The organism is uncultured Brachybacterium sp. (assembly GCF_947500705.1).
Classification (GTDB): domain Bacteria; phylum Actinomycetota; class Actinomycetes; order Actinomycetales; family Dermabacteraceae; genus Brachybacterium.
Genome location: NZ_CANMSY010000002.1, coordinates 313,846 through 329,631, shown reverse-complemented (window position 1 = coordinate 329,631; position 15,786 = coordinate 313,846). Strand labels below are relative to the sequence as shown.

At 69.8% G+C, this 15,786-nt stretch carries 15 protein-coding genes; 11 read left to right on the top strand and 4 right to left on the bottom strand.

Annotated features, from left to right (window positions below; all coding sequences use genetic code 11):
• The first annotated feature begins 260 nt into the window (after positions 1-260).
• Both guaB and Q0937_RS04620 read left to right on the top strand, forming a co-directional pair.
• Entirely contained in the window at positions 261-1,760 is a 1,500-nt protein-coding gene (gene guaB, locus Q0937_RS04625; RefSeq protein WP_299300213.1) for an IMP dehydrogenase, read from the top strand.
• An 82-nt stretch (positions 1,761-1,842) separates the two neighbouring features.
• Positions 1,843-2,250, top strand: coding sequence for a hypothetical protein (locus Q0937_RS04620; protein ID WP_299300211.1), 408 nt, complete (start codon positions 1,843-1,845; stop codon positions 2,248-2,250).
• 37 nt (positions 2,251-2,287) lie between these two features.
• On the opposite strand, the gene Q0937_RS04615 is transcribed toward Q0937_RS04620, so the two are convergent.
• Positions 2,288-2,722, bottom strand: a complete 435-nt coding sequence (locus tag Q0937_RS04615) for a VOC family protein (RefSeq protein WP_299300209.1) — start codon at positions 2,720-2,722, stop codon at positions 2,288-2,290.
• A gap of 173 nt (positions 2,723-2,895) precedes the next feature.
• Between Q0937_RS04615 and Q0937_RS04610 the strand changes: the two genes are divergently transcribed.
• Entirely contained in the window at positions 2,896-3,612 is a 717-nt protein-coding gene (locus Q0937_RS04610; protein ID WP_299300206.1) for an exonuclease domain-containing protein, read from the top strand.
• Between the two features lie 42 nt (positions 3,613-3,654).
• Here the strand turns inward: Q0937_RS04610 and Q0937_RS04605 are convergent, their stop codons facing one another.
• Positions 3,655-4,272: a hypothetical protein gene (locus Q0937_RS04605; RefSeq protein WP_299300204.1), complete on the bottom strand. Its 618-nt coding sequence runs from the start codon at positions 4,270-4,272 to the stop codon at positions 3,655-3,657.
• A 79-nt stretch (positions 4,273-4,351) separates the two neighbouring features.
• Between Q0937_RS04605 and Q0937_RS04600 the strand changes: the two genes are divergently transcribed.
• From Q0937_RS04600 to Q0937_RS04590, 3 genes are read left to right on the top strand one after another with little or no spacing between them, the layout of a single operon-like run.
• Entirely contained in the window at positions 4,352-5,461 is a 1,110-nt protein-coding gene (locus tag Q0937_RS04600) for a GuaB3 family IMP dehydrogenase-related protein (protein WP_299300202.1), read from the top strand.
• A gap of 39 nt (positions 5,462-5,500) precedes the next feature.
• On the top strand, positions 5,501-6,340 hold the full coding sequence (locus tag Q0937_RS04595) for a hypothetical protein (protein WP_299300201.1): 840 nt from the start codon (positions 5,501-5,503) through the stop codon (positions 6,338-6,340).
• Positions 6,337-6,867, top strand: coding sequence for a hypothetical protein (locus Q0937_RS04590; protein ID WP_299300199.1), 531 nt, complete (start codon positions 6,337-6,339; stop codon positions 6,865-6,867). Before Q0937_RS04595 ends, Q0937_RS04590 begins: the two co-directional genes overlap by 4 nt.
• Before the next feature lie 264 nt (positions 6,868-7,131).
• Here the strand turns inward: Q0937_RS04590 and Q0937_RS04585 are convergent, their stop codons facing one another.
• Entirely contained in the window at positions 7,132-8,355 is a 1,224-nt protein-coding gene (locus Q0937_RS04585) for an acetate/propionate family kinase (protein ID WP_299300197.1), read from the bottom strand.
• Between the two features lie 36 nt (positions 8,356-8,391).
• Positions 8,392-10,488, bottom strand: a complete 2,097-nt coding sequence (gene pta / locus Q0937_RS04580; protein WP_299300195.1) for a phosphate acetyltransferase — start codon at positions 10,486-10,488, stop codon at positions 8,392-8,394.
• 174 nt (positions 10,489-10,662) lie between these two features.
• Here pta and Q0937_RS04575 point away from each other — a divergent pair, with 174 nt between their 5' ends.
• From Q0937_RS04575 to Q0937_RS04555, 5 genes are all read left to right on the top strand, one after another.
• Entirely contained in the window at positions 10,663-11,514 is an 852-nt protein-coding gene (locus Q0937_RS04575) for an SURF1 family protein (protein WP_299300193.1), read from the top strand.
• A 3-nt stretch (positions 11,515-11,517) separates the two neighbouring features.
• Positions 11,518-11,937 (top strand): DUF3817 domain-containing protein, encoded by a 420-nt coding sequence (locus Q0937_RS04570; protein ID WP_299300191.1) that lies wholly within the window; start codon positions 11,518-11,520, stop codon positions 11,935-11,937.
• 96 nt (positions 11,938-12,033) lie between these two features.
• Complete coding sequence (gene guaA / locus Q0937_RS04565; protein ID WP_299300189.1) at positions 12,034-13,635, top strand: glutamine-hydrolyzing GMP synthase; 1,602 nt, start codon at positions 12,034-12,036, stop codon at positions 13,633-13,635.
• Between the two features lie 358 nt (positions 13,636-13,993).
• Positions 13,994-15,520, top strand: coding sequence for an MFS transporter (locus tag Q0937_RS04560; protein ID WP_299300187.1), 1,527 nt, complete (start codon positions 13,994-13,996; stop codon positions 15,518-15,520).
• Positions 15,520-15,777: a hypothetical protein gene (locus tag Q0937_RS04555; RefSeq protein ID WP_299300185.1), complete on the top strand. Its 258-nt coding sequence runs from the start codon at positions 15,520-15,522 to the stop codon at positions 15,775-15,777. The genes Q0937_RS04560 and Q0937_RS04555 overlap by 1 nt, the downstream gene beginning before the upstream one ends.
• Positions 15,778-15,786: the final 9 nt, after the last annotated feature.

The window sequence follows — 15,786 nt, the reverse complement described above, 5'->3', positions numbered from 1 at the left end:
TGGCGCTCGGACTCCCCGACAGGGCCGCCGCCACTGTAGGCCGTCAAGAGCTTCCGAGTGAACATCCGAAGAACTTCAGAGGATCGGATTGCGGGCGATCGCAGCGGCGTGATCTGGGGCGATGAGCGATCCGTCGACGGGGCTCTGCCCGCGTGATACCTCCCACCCCAGGCATCGGTGCAGGTCAAGGAGGGAGACGTGGGACCTGCCTGTGGTGGGCGAGACAGCACGACCGGGGCTCGCGCCGCTACCATCGGTGCATGACGAGCGCGGATCCCTTCGGTTTCATCGGACTCACCTACGACGATGTCCTCCTGCTGCCGGGAGAGACGGATGTGATCCCCTCCGAGGCGGACACCTCCAGTCGCCTCACCCGGGAGATCTCCCTGAAGATCCCTCTGGCCAGCGCGGCGATGGACACCGTCACCGAGTCCCGGATGGCGATCGCGATGGCCCGCCACGGCGGCATCGGCATCCTCCACCGCAACCTCTCCATCGAGGACCAGGCCCATCAGGTCGACCTGGTCAAGCGCACCCAGACCGGCCGCATCACCAACCCGGTCACCATCGGCCCCGACGCCACCCTCGAGGACTTCGATGGGGTGTGCGGGCAGTTCCGGGTCTCCGGCCTGCCCGTGGTCGATGCGGACCTGCGCCTGCTGGGCATCTGCACCAACCGCGACCTGCGCTTCATCCCCGTCGCCGACTGGGCCGCGACCAAGGTCGGCGACGTCATGACCACCGAGCTCTTCACCGCGCCCGAGGACGTCACCCCGGAGCAGGCCACCGCCATGCTGCGCAAGAACAAGCGCGAGCGGCTGCCGCTGGTCGATGCCGACGGTCGCCTCACGGGCCTGATCACCGTGAAGGACTTCGTGAAGTCCGAGCAGTTCCCCGACGCCTCCAAGGATGGCCAGGGCCGTCTCCTGGTCGGCGCGGGCGTGGGCTTCTTCGGTGACTCCCTCGAGCGCGCCGGGGCGCTGCGCGATGCCGGGGTCGACGTGCTGGTGGTCGACACCGCGAACGGGCACGCCCGCCTGGCGCTGGAGATGATCCGCACCATCAAGAACGATTCGTATTTCGCCGACGTCCAGGTGATCGGCGGGAACGTCGCCACCCGCGCCGGGGCGCAGGCTCTGGTCGACGCCGGGGCCGACGCGGTCAAGGTCGGCGTGGGCCCCGGCTCCATCTGCACCACCCGCGTCGTCGCCGGCGTCGGCGTCCCGCAGGTCACCGCGATCCATGAGGCCTCCAAGGCCTGCGGCCCCGCTGGCGTCCCGCTGATCGGCGACGGCGGCCTGCAGTACTCCGGGGACATCGCCAAGGCGCTGGTCGCCGGCGCGGACACAGTGATGGTCGGCTCGCTGCTGGCCGGCACCGAGGAGTCCCCGGGCGAGGTGGTGCTGGTGGGCGGCAAGCAGTACAAGGCCTACCGCGGCATGGGATCGCTGGGTGCGATGTCCTCGCGCGGCAAGAAGTCCTTCTCCAAGGACCGCTACTTCCAGGCGGACGTCCCCAGCGACGACAAGATCGTCCCCGAGGGCATCGAGGGACGAGTGTCCTACAAGGGCCAGCTCGGCTCCGTCGTGCATCAGCTGACCGGCGGCCTGCACCAGTCGATGTTCTACGTCGGCGCGAACACCGTGCCCGAGCTCAAGGAGCGCGGCCAGTTCGTGCGCATCACCGCTGCCGGGCTCAAGGAATCCCACCCGCACGACATGGCCGCGATCATCGAGGCCCCGAACTACAGCTCGCACTGAGCCGGCGCGGGGGATATCCCCCTGCATGGCCGGAGGAGGTCACCGTGGAAGAGTGCAGGGGATGGTTCGTAGGATTGTGGGTATGACCTCCTACAACATCCCCGCGTTCTCCGCTGCGTCGCAGTCCGGCGCTCCCGAGAAGTCGGCCCGGGCGTCGTCCTGGGCGCTAGGGCTCTCGCTCCTCGCCCTGATCGGGAGCATCGTCGCGATGGTGGCGATCGGCGTCTCGGTGGCACCGATGGAAGCGGCGTCCGGCTACTACTTCTCCGACACGCCCCTCTGGTATCAGGTCGCGGTCCTTGCAGGGTTCGGTTCTCTGCTGATCTGGACCGTCGCGGGACTCGCAGGGATCGCGCTGGCCGTGCTCGGCCTCCGCGCCGGGCTCGGGCAGGCCCGGGCGATCTGTGCGATCGTCCTCGCACTCCTCGCACCGGTCCTCACCCTCGTCGTTCTGCTGGCGGCCATGGGAACGGGGATCGCGCTGCTCTGAGCCGTCGCGCTTCCCTGCGCCGGGGACCGGCTCCGACTCAGTCCTGAGCGGTCGCCGCCTGTGCAGACGGGTCGCTCCCGTGCTGGTAGCCGACCAGCCACAACACCCCGAAACGGTCCCGGACCTGCCCGTCGGAGGCGCCCCAGGGGCGGCGCTGAAGCGGGTCGATGACCTCCCCGCCCTCGGCGAGGGCGGCGAACCAGGTGCGCAGGGTGGTGGGCTCGGCATGGCCCAGCAGCGCCACCATCAGACCTTCGGCGTGGAAGGGCCGGTCCTGCTCTCCGGCATCGGAGACGTACAGGTCCACCGGACCGCGCAGGACCCCGTGGGCGATCGCCGCAGCCGGACCGTCGGTGCGCTCGAACTGCGAGAAGGTGTGCACCTCGGTCTCGCCGCCGAAGACCCCGTGGTAGAAGTCCAGCGCCTCCTGCGCGGTGCCGGGCAGGTGGAGGTACAGAGCCGGTGCAGGCATGAGGGTCCCCTCGCTCACGCGACCGGATCGGGCCCGGGATCGCTGTGGGGACGAGGGTAAGCGCCATGGCGCGCCCCGGTCCACCGCCGTGCGGTCCCCGCCGTTCCTCCCCAGGGAGCTGTCATCCACAGCCGTGGTCAGCGGATGTCCGAGCCGATGCCTAGGCTGTGTACATGAGCGCGAGCACCACCCTCTGGACGGACCGACCCCTGCTGGGCTTCGACACCGAGACCACCGGCACGAATGTGGCGGCCGACAGGATCGTCACCGTCGCCCTGGTGCACTCCGTGGGCCCCGGCCGGGAGAATGAGACCGTCGCGACCTGGCTGATCGATCCGGAGATGGACATCCCAGAGCCCGCGCAGCGCGTGCACGGGATCAGCACCGAGCACGCTCGCGCCCATGGCATGAAGGCGGCGGAGGCGCTCGACGAGGTCGCCGAGATGATCGCCGACGCGCTGCGCCAGGACATCCCGCTGGTCGCCTTCAACATCAGCTTCGACCTCGCCATCCTCGAGAACGAGCTGACCCGGCTGGGCCTGCCCACGCTCACCCAGAGGCTCGGGCACGACATCGCCCCGGTGCTCGATGGACTCGTCCTGGATCGCGGTGTGGACCGTTACCGCAAGGGCAAGCGCACCCTGACCGATGTGCTCGCGCACTACGGCCTCGAGCAGGACGGCCGCCTCCACACGGCCGATGTGGACGTCTCCGCGACCCTGGACGTGCTGCGAGCGCTCACCGCCAAGTTCCCCACGCTCGGCACCTCTTCGCTCGAGGACCTGCACCGTGAACAGATGGGCTGGCACCGTCGCTGGGCAGAGGGCATGAACGAGTGGCTGACCAAAAAGGGCAAGACCCCGGACGTCAACACCGTCTGGCCGCTCTGAGGATCAGGTGCGGCCTGGCTGGAGCGGGGCCGGAGCCCGAGGTCACCGCCCTTCGCCGTGATCCGTCCAGCCGGCGGTGGTGCGCTGCCAGGCCAGGCGGCCGACGAGCGCCACGGCGCCGCCGGCGAGCAGCAGCGGCCACCCTGGTTCGAGACCCGAGGGCTGCCCGTCCAGCAGGGACCACAGGCCCAGCAGACCCATCAACGCGATCGACGCGCCCACCGCGATCACCCACACCGCGTGCAGCGAATGCGCGTCCTCCAGCTGCCAGGGCACCTCGCGCAGCGTCTCACCTGCCGCCTCGCGCCGCCGCCTCCCGGTGACGAAGCCGAGCAGCTGCAGCAGGCGGGTCAGGGAGAAGCCACCCAGGGCCAGGGCGGCGGCGAGCACCGGGCCGTTCATCGGCCGTGGCTGTCCCGGCGCGGGCACCATCCGGATCAGCTCCACCAGCTGCTGGGTCAGGAGCACCAGACCGAGCACGGTGACCAGTCCGGGCAGCAGCAGGGAGGGGCCTGGATCCTGCCGCGCAGCGTCATCCTCGGCGTCGTCGGCCCCCACGGACCCCGCGGGCATCCCCTCGGCATCCAGCCGCGGGAAGGAGGGCGGGGAGCCGGCGTCCCCATGCTCGGGATCGAGGCCGGAGAGATGCTCGGAGCTCATCGGCCCACGGTAGCCCGCGACCCACCCGCGCGCCCTGCGGACAGGGATGGCGCGGGCCGACGGTAGACTGCCCGGTGTGATGAGTGAGATCGAGATCGGCCGGAACAAGCGCGGACGCCGCAGCTACAGCTTCGACGACGTGGCGGTGGTCCCGTCCCGTCGAACCCGTGACCCGGAGGACGTCTCCACCACCTGGCAGGTGGATGCGTACCACTTCGACATCCCCATCTTCGCGGCACCCATGGACTCCCTGATGTCCCCCGAGACCGCGATCGAGCTGGGTCGCTTCGGAGGCCTCGGTGTGCTCGACCTCGAGGGGCTGTGGACCCGCTACGAGGATCCGACCGCACAGTTCGACCGCATCGCCACCGCCGCGGACGAGGACGTCGTCGCGGAGATGCGCTCGATCTACTCCGAGCCCGTCAAGCCCGAGCTGATCCGCGACCGTATCCAGCAGCTCCGCGACGCGGGGGTGACCGCCGCCGGTGCACTGTCGCCGCAGCGCACCCAGGAGCATTGGAAGACCGTCGTCGATGCCGGTGTGGACATCTTCTTCATCCGCGGCACCACCGTCTCGGCGGAGCACGTCTCCTCCGATCGTGAGCCGCTGAACCTCAAGCGCTTCATCTACGAGCTCGACGTCCCGGTGATCGTAGGCGGCTGTGCGACCTACACCGCGGCCCTGCACCTGATGCGCACCGGCGCGGCCGGAGTGCTGGTCGGCTTCGGCGGCGGCGCGTCCCAGACCACCCAGGAGACCCTCGGGATCACGGTGCCGCTCGCCAGTGCGGTCGCCGACGTCGCCTCTGCGCGCCGGGACTACATGGACGAGTCCGGTGGCCGGTACGTGCATGTGATCGCCGACGGCGGCCTGGGCCGCTCGGGCGACCTGGTCAAGGCGATCGCCTGCGGCGCCGACGGGTTGATGGTCGGTGCCGCGCTCGCGCGTGCCGAGGAGGCGCCGGGCCGTGGCCACCACTGGGGAAGCGAGGCGCATCATCCGACGCTCACCCGCGGCCACCGGGTCTCGGTGGGCACCGCAGCCCCGCTCGAGCAGATCCTCTTCGGTCCGTCGACCGCAGCGGACGGGAACACGAACCTCGTGGGCGCCCTGCGCCATGCGATGGCGACCACCGGTTACCTCGATCTCAAGGAGTTCCAGCGGGTCGAGGTCGTGACCACCGCGTGAGTCCCGCCGCGGCAGAGCTGCTGTGACGAGGATGCAGCGATGAACGTGCTCCCGGCGGACGGACGCGGCGGCGCTGCGACGACGGGGCTCGCCCCCTGGGCTGTCCTCGTCTGCGGTGCACTCGCCACCGGCATCTGCCTGCTTCTGCTGTTCGGACCGTTCTACCCGTACGCCGGGACGCCGGGACTGGTGCTGCAGCACCGGCTGCTGATCCTGCTCGACGGCACAGGCCCGCGCATCCTCTCCGACCTGCTGTGGAATCGGTTCTTCCTCTCCGCCACCATCGTGCTCGGCGTGATCCTGATGCTGCTGCCCTGGCGCGGGGCCAGGAAGCGTCACCGCGGGCGGACTCCAGGCTCACCCGCTGGACGGCCCGAGGGTGGAGGACTCCGCGGTGATGCTGGATCCACCCGCGCCCGCGTCACCCAGCGCACCTCCTCGCTCCTCTTCTCCGATGACGGCCGCGTGCAGGATCCGGAAGATCCCGGTGCCGAGATGATCGGGCGCAGCGTCTCGGATCTGCGCGCGATGGCTCGCGCGGCCAGGATCCCATGGCGCAGCGACTACGAGACCAGCGGGGGAGCGCGCGCATTCCTCGAGGTGCTGCGTGCGCTGAACACCGGCCCGGTCGGCGTGCATCGCGCCGAGGAGGTGTGGGGCGAAGACTTCGTGCCGGAGGCTGTCGCTGAGCCTGCTGAGCCTGCTGAGCCTGCTGAGCCTGCTGACAGACCTGCTCCAGCAGTCCCTTCCGCGGCAGACGCCGCGGAACGACCGTCGGCCGTCGAGTCGCCGCTCAGCACAGGCTCCGTCTACACCCCCACCACGCTGTACAGGTCGTCGACGTGGGACAGGGACCCGGAGGAGGAGGAACAGCGATGAGCCACCCTCCGGAGCAGGCCCAGCAGCAGGGCAGCACGCGCCGCCGCCTGCACTGGCCCCGCCGCATCCTGGTGACGCTCCTGCTCGCGTTCGTGATCGCCCTGGTGGTCTACCTGCCGATGGCGCCGTGGCGCCTGCGCTGGTCGCACCTCGAGTCCTTGCTGCCCTGGTTGCTCTCACCCTCCACCGGGGTCCTCTCGATGGTCCTGGTGCTGCTGATCCTCTTCTGGGTTCCGTCCCTGCTGCGATCGCTGACCGGCAGCGCCCAGCAGCCACGGCCCGAACCTGCTCGAGGCGGCGCCGCGGAAGCCGCCTCGCCCGTCGAACGGGCGGATGTGCGAGGTGACGAGGAGGAGCAGCTGAGCATCCCGGCCATGAGCTTCCGGCAGATGGGCGCCGAGCACCGCTGGGAGCTGGCGGAAGCGCTCGACATTCCCTGGCGGGACGAGCTGATCCATGATCATCAGAGCTGGGCGATCGCCTGCCTCGAGGCGGCGCAGCACCGGGCGGAGAAGCCGTTCAGCTGACCGCAGCGGTCACCGGGCAGACGACGGTCCAGGATGCCGGCGGCCTCGTGCTTCAGCGCCTTTCTCGCCGGCGTATTCGACCTCCGTCTGCACCCCGACCTCGGTCCGCAGCAGCTACACCCCGACCTCGCCGTACACCAGCGGGACCTCGATCCTGGAGGGTGAGAAGCAGGCGGAGCCCGGGGAGGGCTCGGACGATGGTGGTGCGCACGAGCAGGAGCCCGACGAGGGCCAGCGCTCCTGACCGCGGCGCGGGCCTGGCGCTCAGCCCTGCAGGGCGCGCGCCACCTCGACCGACTGGCGTGCGATCGACAGCTCTTCGTCGGTCGGCACTATCATCACCGTGACCCTCGAGTTCGGAGTCGAGATCACACGCATCTCCTTGCTGCGGGCAGCGTTCGCCTCAAGGTCCAGCTCGATGCCGAAGCCCTCCAGCCCGGTGAGCAGGCGCTCGCGGACCATCGGCACGTTCTCGCCGATCCCGGCGGTGAAGGCGATGACGTCCAGGCCGCCCAGCACGAAGGAGTACGAGCCGAGATACTTGCGCAGGCGATGGACGTACACCTCCATCGCGAGCGTCGCGGCCTCATCCCCGGCGTCGACCGCTGCGGTGATGTCACGGAAGTCGCTCATCCCGCACATGCCCATCATCCCGGAGCGCTTGTTGAGGATGTCGTCGATCTCCTCCGCGCCCAGCCCGGCCTGACGGTGCAGGTGGATGTAGATCGACGGGTCGATGTCGCCGGTGCGAGTCCCCATCACCAGTCCCTCGAGCGGGGTGAGGCCCATCGAGGTCTCCACCGCCGCCCCAGCCTTCACTGCGGAGGCGGAGGCGCCGTTGCCCAGGTGCAGCACGACCTGACGCAGCTCGGAGACGTCGTGGCCCTGCGCGGCGAGATCGGCGGCGACGGTGTCGGCGACGTACTGATGGCTGGTGCCGTGCGCGCCGTAGCGCCGCACCCGGTACTGCGTGGCCAGCTCACGGTTCAGCGCGTAGTTCGCCGCCGCAGCGGGCAGCGCGGTGAAGAACGCGGTGTCGAAGACAGCCACATGCGGCACCTCCGGCAGCAGGGCCTGGGCCCCGTCGATCCCGTCCACCGCGGCGTAGTTGTGCAGAGGCGCGAGCTTCCCGAGGTCGTGGATGTCCCAGCGCACCTGCTCATCGATGAGGACCGGCTCCGAGTAGCGGGCCCCGCCCTGGACCACCCGGTGGCCGACGGCGCGGATCCTGTCGTCGGTGAGCGACAGGCCCACCTCCTCGAAGAGGCGCTCGACGATTCTCATTGCCTGCTTGTGGTCCGGCACCGGCCCCTCGTAGTTCGATTCCCGCTCGCCCGCGGTGATCGTGGCATTGCCCTGCTCCTGCCCGACCCGCTCGACGATGCCGGTCGCATCGACAGTGCCGTCGGCGGGCGCCAGCAGCTGGAACTTCAGGGAGGACGAGCCGGAATTGATGACGAGGACGCGCGGGTCCGTGGGTGCTGCCATGGCGGAGGAGCTCCTGATCGCTCGAGGGGTGGTCGGTCAGAGTGCGGGGGCGGCGGAGTCGGCCTGCGCCTGGATCGCGGTGATGACGACGGTGTTGATGATGTCGTCCACCAGCGCGCCGCGGGAGAGGTCGTTGACCGGCTTGTTCAGTCCCTGCAGGACCGGGCCGATCGCGATCGCCCCGGCGGAGCGCTGCACCGCCTTGTAGGTGTTGTTGCCGGTGTTGAGGTCGGGGAACACGAACACCGTCGCCCGCCCCGCCACCGAGGAGTCCGGAAGCTTGGTCTTCGCGACCGAGGCATCGACGGCCGCGTCGTACTGGATCGGCCCCTCGACGTCGAGCTGCGGGTTGCTGTCCCGGACCAGCGCGGTGGCCTCGCGCACCTTGTCGACATCGGCGCCGGAGCCGGAGGTGCCGGTGGAGTAGGAGAGCATCGCGATCCGCGGGTCCACCCCGAACTGCTCCGCGGTCGCGGCGGACTGCACCGCGATGTCCGCGAGCTGCTCCGCGGTGGGGTCGGGGTTCACGGCGCAGTCGCCGTAGACCAGCACCCGGTCCTCGAGTGCCATCAGGAACACCGAGGAGACGATCTTCGCCCCGGGCTTGGTCTTGATGATCTCGAAGGAGGGCCGGATGGTGTGGGCCGTGGAATGCGCGGCGCCGGAGACCATCCCGTCGGCCTCACCCATCTGCACCATCATGGTGCCGAAATAGGAGACGTCCTGGACCTTCTCGCGGGCCTGCTCCAGGGTGACGCCCTTCTTGGCGCGCAGCCGCGCGTACTCCGCGGCATACCTCTCGACATGCTCCTCGTCATGAGGGGAGACGATCCGGGCCTCGGAGATGTCATGGCCGAGCTGCGCGGACTTCGCGCGGATGGTGTTCTCCTCGCCCAGCAGGATCAGGTCGGCGACACCGCGGGCGAGCAGCGCCTCGGCGGCGGCGATGATCCGCGGCTCCTCACCCTCGGGAAGCACGATCGTCTTCTTCTCCCCGCGGGCACGGGCGAGCAGCTCGAACTCGAACATCATGGGCGTGACGACCTCGCTCCGGCTCACCTCGAGGGAGCTGAGCAGCTCGGGGATCGGCAGATGCTCGGCGACCGCACGTCGCGCGGCATCCATCTTCTGCGGACTGTTCACGTCGAGCCTGCCCCGCGACTTGGCCACCCGCACCGCGGTCTCGAAGGTGGACAGGTCGGTGGCGATGATCGGGAGATCCTGCTGCACGCCCGAGATCAGCCGACCCACCTCGTCGGGGACGTCATAGCCACCGGTGAGCACGATCGAGGACAGGGCCGGGAAGGTGCCCGACTGCTGCGCCATCACCAGTCCCGGGAGCAGATCGTAGCGGTCCCCAGGGGCGATCACGGTGCAGTTCTCGGTGAGGCGGGAGAGCACGTTCGGCAGGCTCATCGCGGCGATCACGGTCCCGATCGCGACGCGATCCAGCCACTCCGGATTGCCCTGCAGGAGGGTGCCGCCCACGGCATCCTTCAGCTCCTGCACGGTGACGGCCATGATCACCGGGTTCTCCGGGATCGCCGCGACCAGAGTGTCGGGCACCTTCGCCGAGACCGCCTGATGGATGGCGTCCAGGGAGTCGACCTCGGCACGGTTGACGACCACGGCGATCGGCAGTGCGTGATGGCCGCCGAACTCGCTGACCGATACCGCCGCCAGCGCCGCGATCTGATCGGGACTGCGGTCCAGCCCGGACAGCACCACCACCACGGGAGCGCCCATGTTGGCGGCGACCTCGGCGTTGAAGGCGAGCTCGGTGGGATTGGCGAGGTCGTCGTAGTCGGAGCCGAGGACGACCAGCACCGAGTAGCGCTCGGCGAGCTCGCGATGGCGGGCGAGGATCCGCTCATGCGCGAGATCCGGATCGGAGATCACCAGCTGGTGATCCACCCCGATCGCATCCTCATAGGCCTGCTCGACGGCGGGGTGGCTGGTGAGGAGGTCGACGGCGTAGTCGCGCGTGCGGTCTGCCTTGACGACGGGGCGGAACACCCCGACGCGGTCGGAACGGGAGGCGAGGGCTTCGAGAAGACCGAAAGCCACCATCGACTTGCCGGTCATCCCCTCCGGGCTGGCGATATAGACACTTTTGGACACGCCCCCCAGCATAGGCGCGGCACCTGCGCAGAGGGCGGGACCGGTGGTACTTCATCGATGGTGCGGCGTGAGGTAGGGGAGAGGGCCTGCCCGCAGGTGGGACACGTGGCGGGCCGTGATGAGACGTGATGCGAGAGGCATCGCCGCACAGGGTCCTTCCGGGCGACGGCTCGTACCATGGACCTCATGCTCCGTGTCGCCCTCCGCCCCCGCTTCCTGGGCCTGCTCGCCCTGATGGTGGTGGCGACCGCGGTGTGCGGACTGCTGGCGACCTGGCAGTGGGACCGCGCGCATCAGGCGATCACCGACAAGGCCACCGGTTCCGAGCAGCTCGGCGACATCCGCGGCGTGGTCGGGGTGGGCGAAGCAGTCACGAACTCGATCGTGGGGGACACCGTGACCGCTGCCGGCACCTACGTGCCGGGGGAACAGGTGGTCGTCCCGGGCCGGAACATCGGTGGTACCGAAGCGGTGCTCGTGGTCTCCTCGATGTTCATCGAGCTCGAGGACGGCAGCCAGGCGCGCCTCCCGGTGCTGCGCGGCTGGATCCCCGCCGCGGAGCTCACCGGTGAGGATGGCCAGGTCGACCCCTCGCTCGCTCCCGCGCCCCCGCAGGGCGAGGTCGAGATCTCCGGCCGGCTCGAAGCCAGCGAGTCCGCCTCCGGGGGAGTGGTCGATGGGGTGGCCGGGGAGATCGCCACTCCGCTTCTGGTCAACGAATGGGGCTCGCCGATGTTCGCCGGCTATGTCTCGCTCGACGAGCCCACCGGAGCGCTGCGCCCTGTCCCTGCCGCGGAATCCGAGTTCTCCCGCGGCCTGGACTGGCAGAACATCGGCTACTCGCTGCAATGGGTCATGTTCGGCACCTTCTTCCTCTATCTGTGGTGGCGCTCGGTGAGGGCGGCCCATCTTGACGAGGTCGCCGACCGCCGGGAAGCCATGGAGCAGATCCTCGCCCAGACCGGCTCGAGCGCCGAGCTCTCCTCCGTTCCGGCCGTCGGCCCGACGACCGCCCCGACCCCTGACAAGGACGTGTGACCCGTGCCCGCTCCCCGCCCCCTCGACGAAGTCGCCGCCAGGACCTCGTTCGCCCGCTTCCGCGTGGCCTCCATCGTGGAGGGCATCGCCCTGCTGGTGCTGGTCGCGATCATGATCATGCGCTACGTGGTGTTCGGCGGCGAGGGTCTGTTCACCTCGACCTCGGACACCTGGACCCAGATCTCCAAGGCGTGGTCCCCGATCCACGGGCTGATCTACATGGTCTACGTGGTGCTCGGCTTCGACCTGTGGATGAAGATGCGCTGGGGCCTGCCCCGGATGCTGCTGCTGATGTTCTTCGGCGTGATCCCGGTGCTGTCCTTCTTCGGTGAGCGCTGGACCCATCAGAAGGTCGAGTCCGATCTCGCCCGTCGGCCCACCCTGCAGGACGAGGCCCACGCCGGCGGCGAGGCGCGCGGCTGACGCCGAGCCCGGCCGCCGCCGGGCGTGACGAGAATCGTGCTGCCGGGAGACGGACCGCAGCGCCTCTCGCGGGGCCTCCCACGTAGACTCGGCCGGGTGAATGACACCGACCAGCGCCCCGTCCTCGTCGTCGACTTCGGCGCCCAGTACGCACAGCTCATCGCCCGCCGCGTGCGCGAGGCCCGGGTCTACTCCGAGGTCGTCCCACATTCGATGCCCACCGAGCAGATCCTCGCCAAGCAGCCCCGCGCGATCATCCTCTCGGGCGGGCCCAGCTCCGTCTACGCCGAGGGCGCCCCGCGCCTGGACCCGGCCCTGCTCGAGGCCGGCGTGCCCGTACTCGGGCTCTGCTACGGCTTCCAGTCCATGGCCGCGGCGCTCGACGGGACCGTCGCACCGACAGGCGTGCGGGAGTACGGGGCGACCCGCCTGGAGAGCATCGACGGCGCCTCGCAGCTGCTCAGCACCCAGGACCTCGACCAGAACGTGTGGATGAGCCACGGTGACTCCGTGACCGCGGCCCCGACCGGCTTCCAGGTCGTCGCGACCTCCTCCGGCAGCCCCGTCGCCGCCTTCGAGAACACCGAGAAGCAGCTCTACGGCGTGCAGTGGCACCCCGAGGTCGGCCACTCCGACCGCGGCCAGGAGGTGCTCGAGAACTTCCTGCGCCGCGGCGCCGGCATCGAGCCCGCCTGGACCACAGGGAACGTCATCGAGGAGCAGCTCGAGCGGATCCGTGCCCAGGTGGGCGACGGTACAGCGATCTGTGGCCTCTCCGGCGGAGTGGACTCCGCCGTCGCCGCCGCACTTGTGCAGCGCGCCATCGGTGACCGCCTCACCTGCGTGTACGTGAACCACGGCCTCATGCGCCAGGACGAGTCCGAGCAGATCGAGAAGGCCTTCGGTGACTCCACCGGCGGCGCGAAGCTGGTCATGGTCGACGCCGAGCAGCAGTTCCTCGAGGCGCTCGCCGGGGTCACCGATCCCGAGACCAAGCGCAAGATCATCGGCCGTGAGTTCATCCGCAGCTTCGAGCAGGCCCAGGCGGACATCCTGCGCGAGCAGGGTGTCGTCGAGGGTGAGGGCGCCGAGGCACATGCTGAACGGAAGGCCTTCCTGGTGCAGGGCACCCTCTACCCGGATGTCGTCGAGTCCGGCGGCGGCGAGGGCGCGGCGAACATCAAGAGCCACCACAACGTGGGCGGACTGCCCGAGGACCTCTCCTTCGAGCTGGTCGAGCCGCTGCGCGCCCTGTTCAAGGACGAGGTGCGCGCCGTCGGCTCCGAGCTGGGCCTGCCCGATGCGATCGTCTGGCGCCAGCCCTTCCCCGGGCCGGGCCTCGGCATCCGCATCATCGGCGAGGTCACCAAGGAACGGCTGGACATCCTGCGCCAGGCCGATGCCATCGCCCGCGCCGAGCTCACCGCCGCCGGCCTGGATCGCACCATCTGGCAGTGCCCCGTGGTGCTGCTGGCGGATGTGCGTTCCGTGGGCGTCCAGGGCGACGGCCGCACCTACGGCCACCCTGTCGTGCTGCGCCCCGTCACCAGCGACGACGCGATGACCGCCGACTGGGCCAAGGTGCCCTACGAGGTGCTCAGCCGCATCTCCACCCGCATCACCAACGAGGTCAGCGAGATCAACCGCGTCACCCTCGACATCACCTCCAAGCCCCCGGGCACCATCGAGTGGGAGTGACCTCCCGCTGACGGCAGGCGACGCAGCGCCCCGTGCGCCGTCGGCACACGCCGCTGCACGTTGTGCGAGCTGGGGACCCATGTTCCACGGAACATAGGTCCCCAGCTCGCATTACTTTCCGCCGGCGCCTGCGCCGGCGCCGAGTGCACCGCCACGGACTCGAGCCTGCCGATTCCCGTGAACACCGCAGGTGTCAGGTACAGCTCGGAGAGAGCAATGACCGGCCGGGCCGACCGCTCGGCTCGTCGCATCCTTGCCGCGCGGTGTCCCGCGGGGATACTTTGCCCCCACGTCGCTGAGGCACCGGACGCCGTCGGGGCTGGCTTGCGACGCTACGACGACGTGGGGAGGGGCTCCGATGTCCGACGCCCAGACCGGCACCATCACGACGCAGGTGCCCTCGCGGCTGGACCGCCTGCCCTGGTCCCGCTTCCACTGGCGGGTGGTGATCGGCCTCGGCAGCGTCTGGATCCTCGACGGCCTCGAGGTGACGATGGTCGGCAACGTCGCCGCCAGGCTCACCGAGGACGGCAGCGGGCTGGACATCTCCGCCGGCCAGATCGGCATCGCAGGCGCCATCTACATCGTCGGCGCCTGCCTCGGCGCGCTCTTCTTCGGGCAGCTCACCGATCGGCTGGGCCGCAAGAAGCTCTTCCTCTGGACGCTTGTGCTCTACCTCGTCGCAACCGTCGCGACGGCGTTCTCCTTCTCGCCATGGTTCTTCTTCGTGTGCCGCTTCTTCACCGGTGCCGGCATCGGCGGCGAGTACGCGGCCATCAACTCCGCGATCGACGAACTGATCCCCGCCCGGGTGCGAGGGCGAGTCGATCTCATCATCAACGGCAGCTACTGGCTGGGCTCGGCTGCGGGCTCCGCGCTGGCGCTGGTGCTGCTGAGCACCGCGCTGTTCCCCATGGACCTGGGATGGCGTCTGGCCTTCGGCTTCGGCGCCGTGCTCGGCATCGCCGTGCTCATGGTGCGGCGCCACGTGCCGGAGAGTCCCCGGTGGCTGTTCATCCACGGCCAGGAGGATGAGGCAGAGCGGATCGTCCGCGGTATCGAGGAGTCGATCGAGGAGGAGAAGGGTACCGAGCTGCCCCCGGCGGAGGATTCCCTCACCATCCGTCAGCGCACCAGCATCCCGTTCCGGGAGATCGCCGCCGTCGCGTTCCGGAAGTACCCGAAGCGCTCGGTGCTCTGCCTGGCGCTGTTCGTCGGGCAGGCGTTCCTCTACAACGGCATCACCTTCAACCTGGGCGTGCTGCTCTCCTCCTTCTACGATGTCAGCGCGGCTCTGGCCCCGCTGTTCATCATCTTCTGGGCGCTGTCGAACTTCGCCGGCCCGGTGATCCTGGGCCATTTCTTCGACACCGTCGGCCGCAAGCCGATGATCACACTGGCCTACCTCGGCAGCGCCCTGGTGACATTGCCGATGGCCTGGGTGTTCCTCAGCCAGGCCGGCGGGCTCACCGCATTCATGATCCTGCTGGTGATCACCTTCTTCCTGGCCTCGTCCGGGGCCAGCGCCGCCTATCTCACGGTGAGCGAGATCTTCCCGATGGAGACGCGGGCGCTCGCGATCGCCTTCTTCTACGCGGTCGGCACGGCGGTCGGGGGCATCGCCGGTCCGCTGCTGTTCGGCACCCTCATCGACACCGGGGAGCGTGCGCCCGTGGCGATCGGCTTCCTGATCGCCGCGGTGGTGATGGCACTGGGCGGCGTTGCCGAGCTGCTCTTCGGGGTCAAGGCCGAGGGCCAGAAGCTCGAGGACCTCGCCACCCCGCTCACCGTCGAGGAGGCCGACGGTGCGGAGGGCGCTGGCACGGAGGGCGATGGAGGATCCGAGGGGGCCTCCGGCCCGGGCCCGGCGCGGGAGCACGCCTGATGCCGCTGGGCTGCCTGACCTTCGGCCACCGCCCCGCGTTCCGCGCCGAGGGGCGCACCATGCGCTGGGAGTGCGAGCGCGGCTGTGGCGAGGGCGGCGGCGAGAAGACCTACTCCACCGCGGAGGAGGCGGAGCGGTTCGCGGCGGCCTTCGACCGGCGCGGCGACGCCGGGCTCGGGAGGAACGCCCCCCTGCTCGGCATGTTCCCGCTGCGGATCTGGCGATGGCTTCGCCGCCGGGGCGGCCGCGGCGGTTGATCCCTCGGC

Bases quoted from the DNA above. Each gene is read 5' to 3' on its own strand.
- guaB (WP_299300213.1), top strand. From the start codon at position 261: ATGACGAGCGCGGATCCCTTCGGTTTCATCGGACTCACCTACGACGAT.
- Q0937_RS04620 (WP_299300211.1), top strand. From the start codon at position 1,843: ATGACCTCCTACAACATCCCCGCGTTCTCCGCTGCGTCGCAGTCCGGC.
- Q0937_RS04615 (WP_299300209.1), bottom strand. From the start codon at position 2,722: ATGCCTGCACCGGCTCTGTACCTCCACCTGCCCGGCACCGCGCAGGAG.
- Q0937_RS04610 (WP_299300206.1), top strand. From the start codon at position 2,896: ATGAGCGCGAGCACCACCCTCTGGACGGACCGACCCCTGCTGGGCTTC.
- Q0937_RS04605 (WP_299300204.1), bottom strand. From the start codon at position 4,272: ATGAGCTCCGAGCATCTCTCCGGCCTCGATCCCGAGCATGGGGACGCC.
- Q0937_RS04600 (WP_299300202.1), top strand. From the start codon at position 4,352: ATGAGTGAGATCGAGATCGGCCGGAACAAGCGCGGACGCCGCAGCTAC.
- Q0937_RS04595 (WP_299300201.1), top strand. From the start codon at position 5,501: ATGAACGTGCTCCCGGCGGACGGACGCGGCGGCGCTGCGACGACGGGG.
- Q0937_RS04590 (WP_299300199.1), top strand. From the start codon at position 6,337: ATGAGCCACCCTCCGGAGCAGGCCCAGCAGCAGGGCAGCACGCGCCGC.
- Q0937_RS04585 (WP_299300197.1), bottom strand. From the start codon at position 8,355: ATGGCAGCACCCACGGACCCGCGCGTCCTCGTCATCAATTCCGGCTCG.
- pta (WP_299300195.1), bottom strand. From the start codon at position 10,488: ATGCTGGGGGGCGTGTCCAAAAGTGTCTATATCGCCAGCCCGGAGGGG.
- Q0937_RS04575 (WP_299300193.1), top strand. From the start codon at position 10,663: ATGCTCCGTGTCGCCCTCCGCCCCCGCTTCCTGGGCCTGCTCGCCCTG.
- Q0937_RS04560 (WP_299300187.1), top strand. From the start codon at position 13,994: ATGTCCGACGCCCAGACCGGCACCATCACGACGCAGGTGCCCTCGCGG.
- Q0937_RS04555 (WP_299300185.1), top strand. From the start codon at position 15,520: ATGCCGCTGGGCTGCCTGACCTTCGGCCACCGCCCCGCGTTCCGCGCC.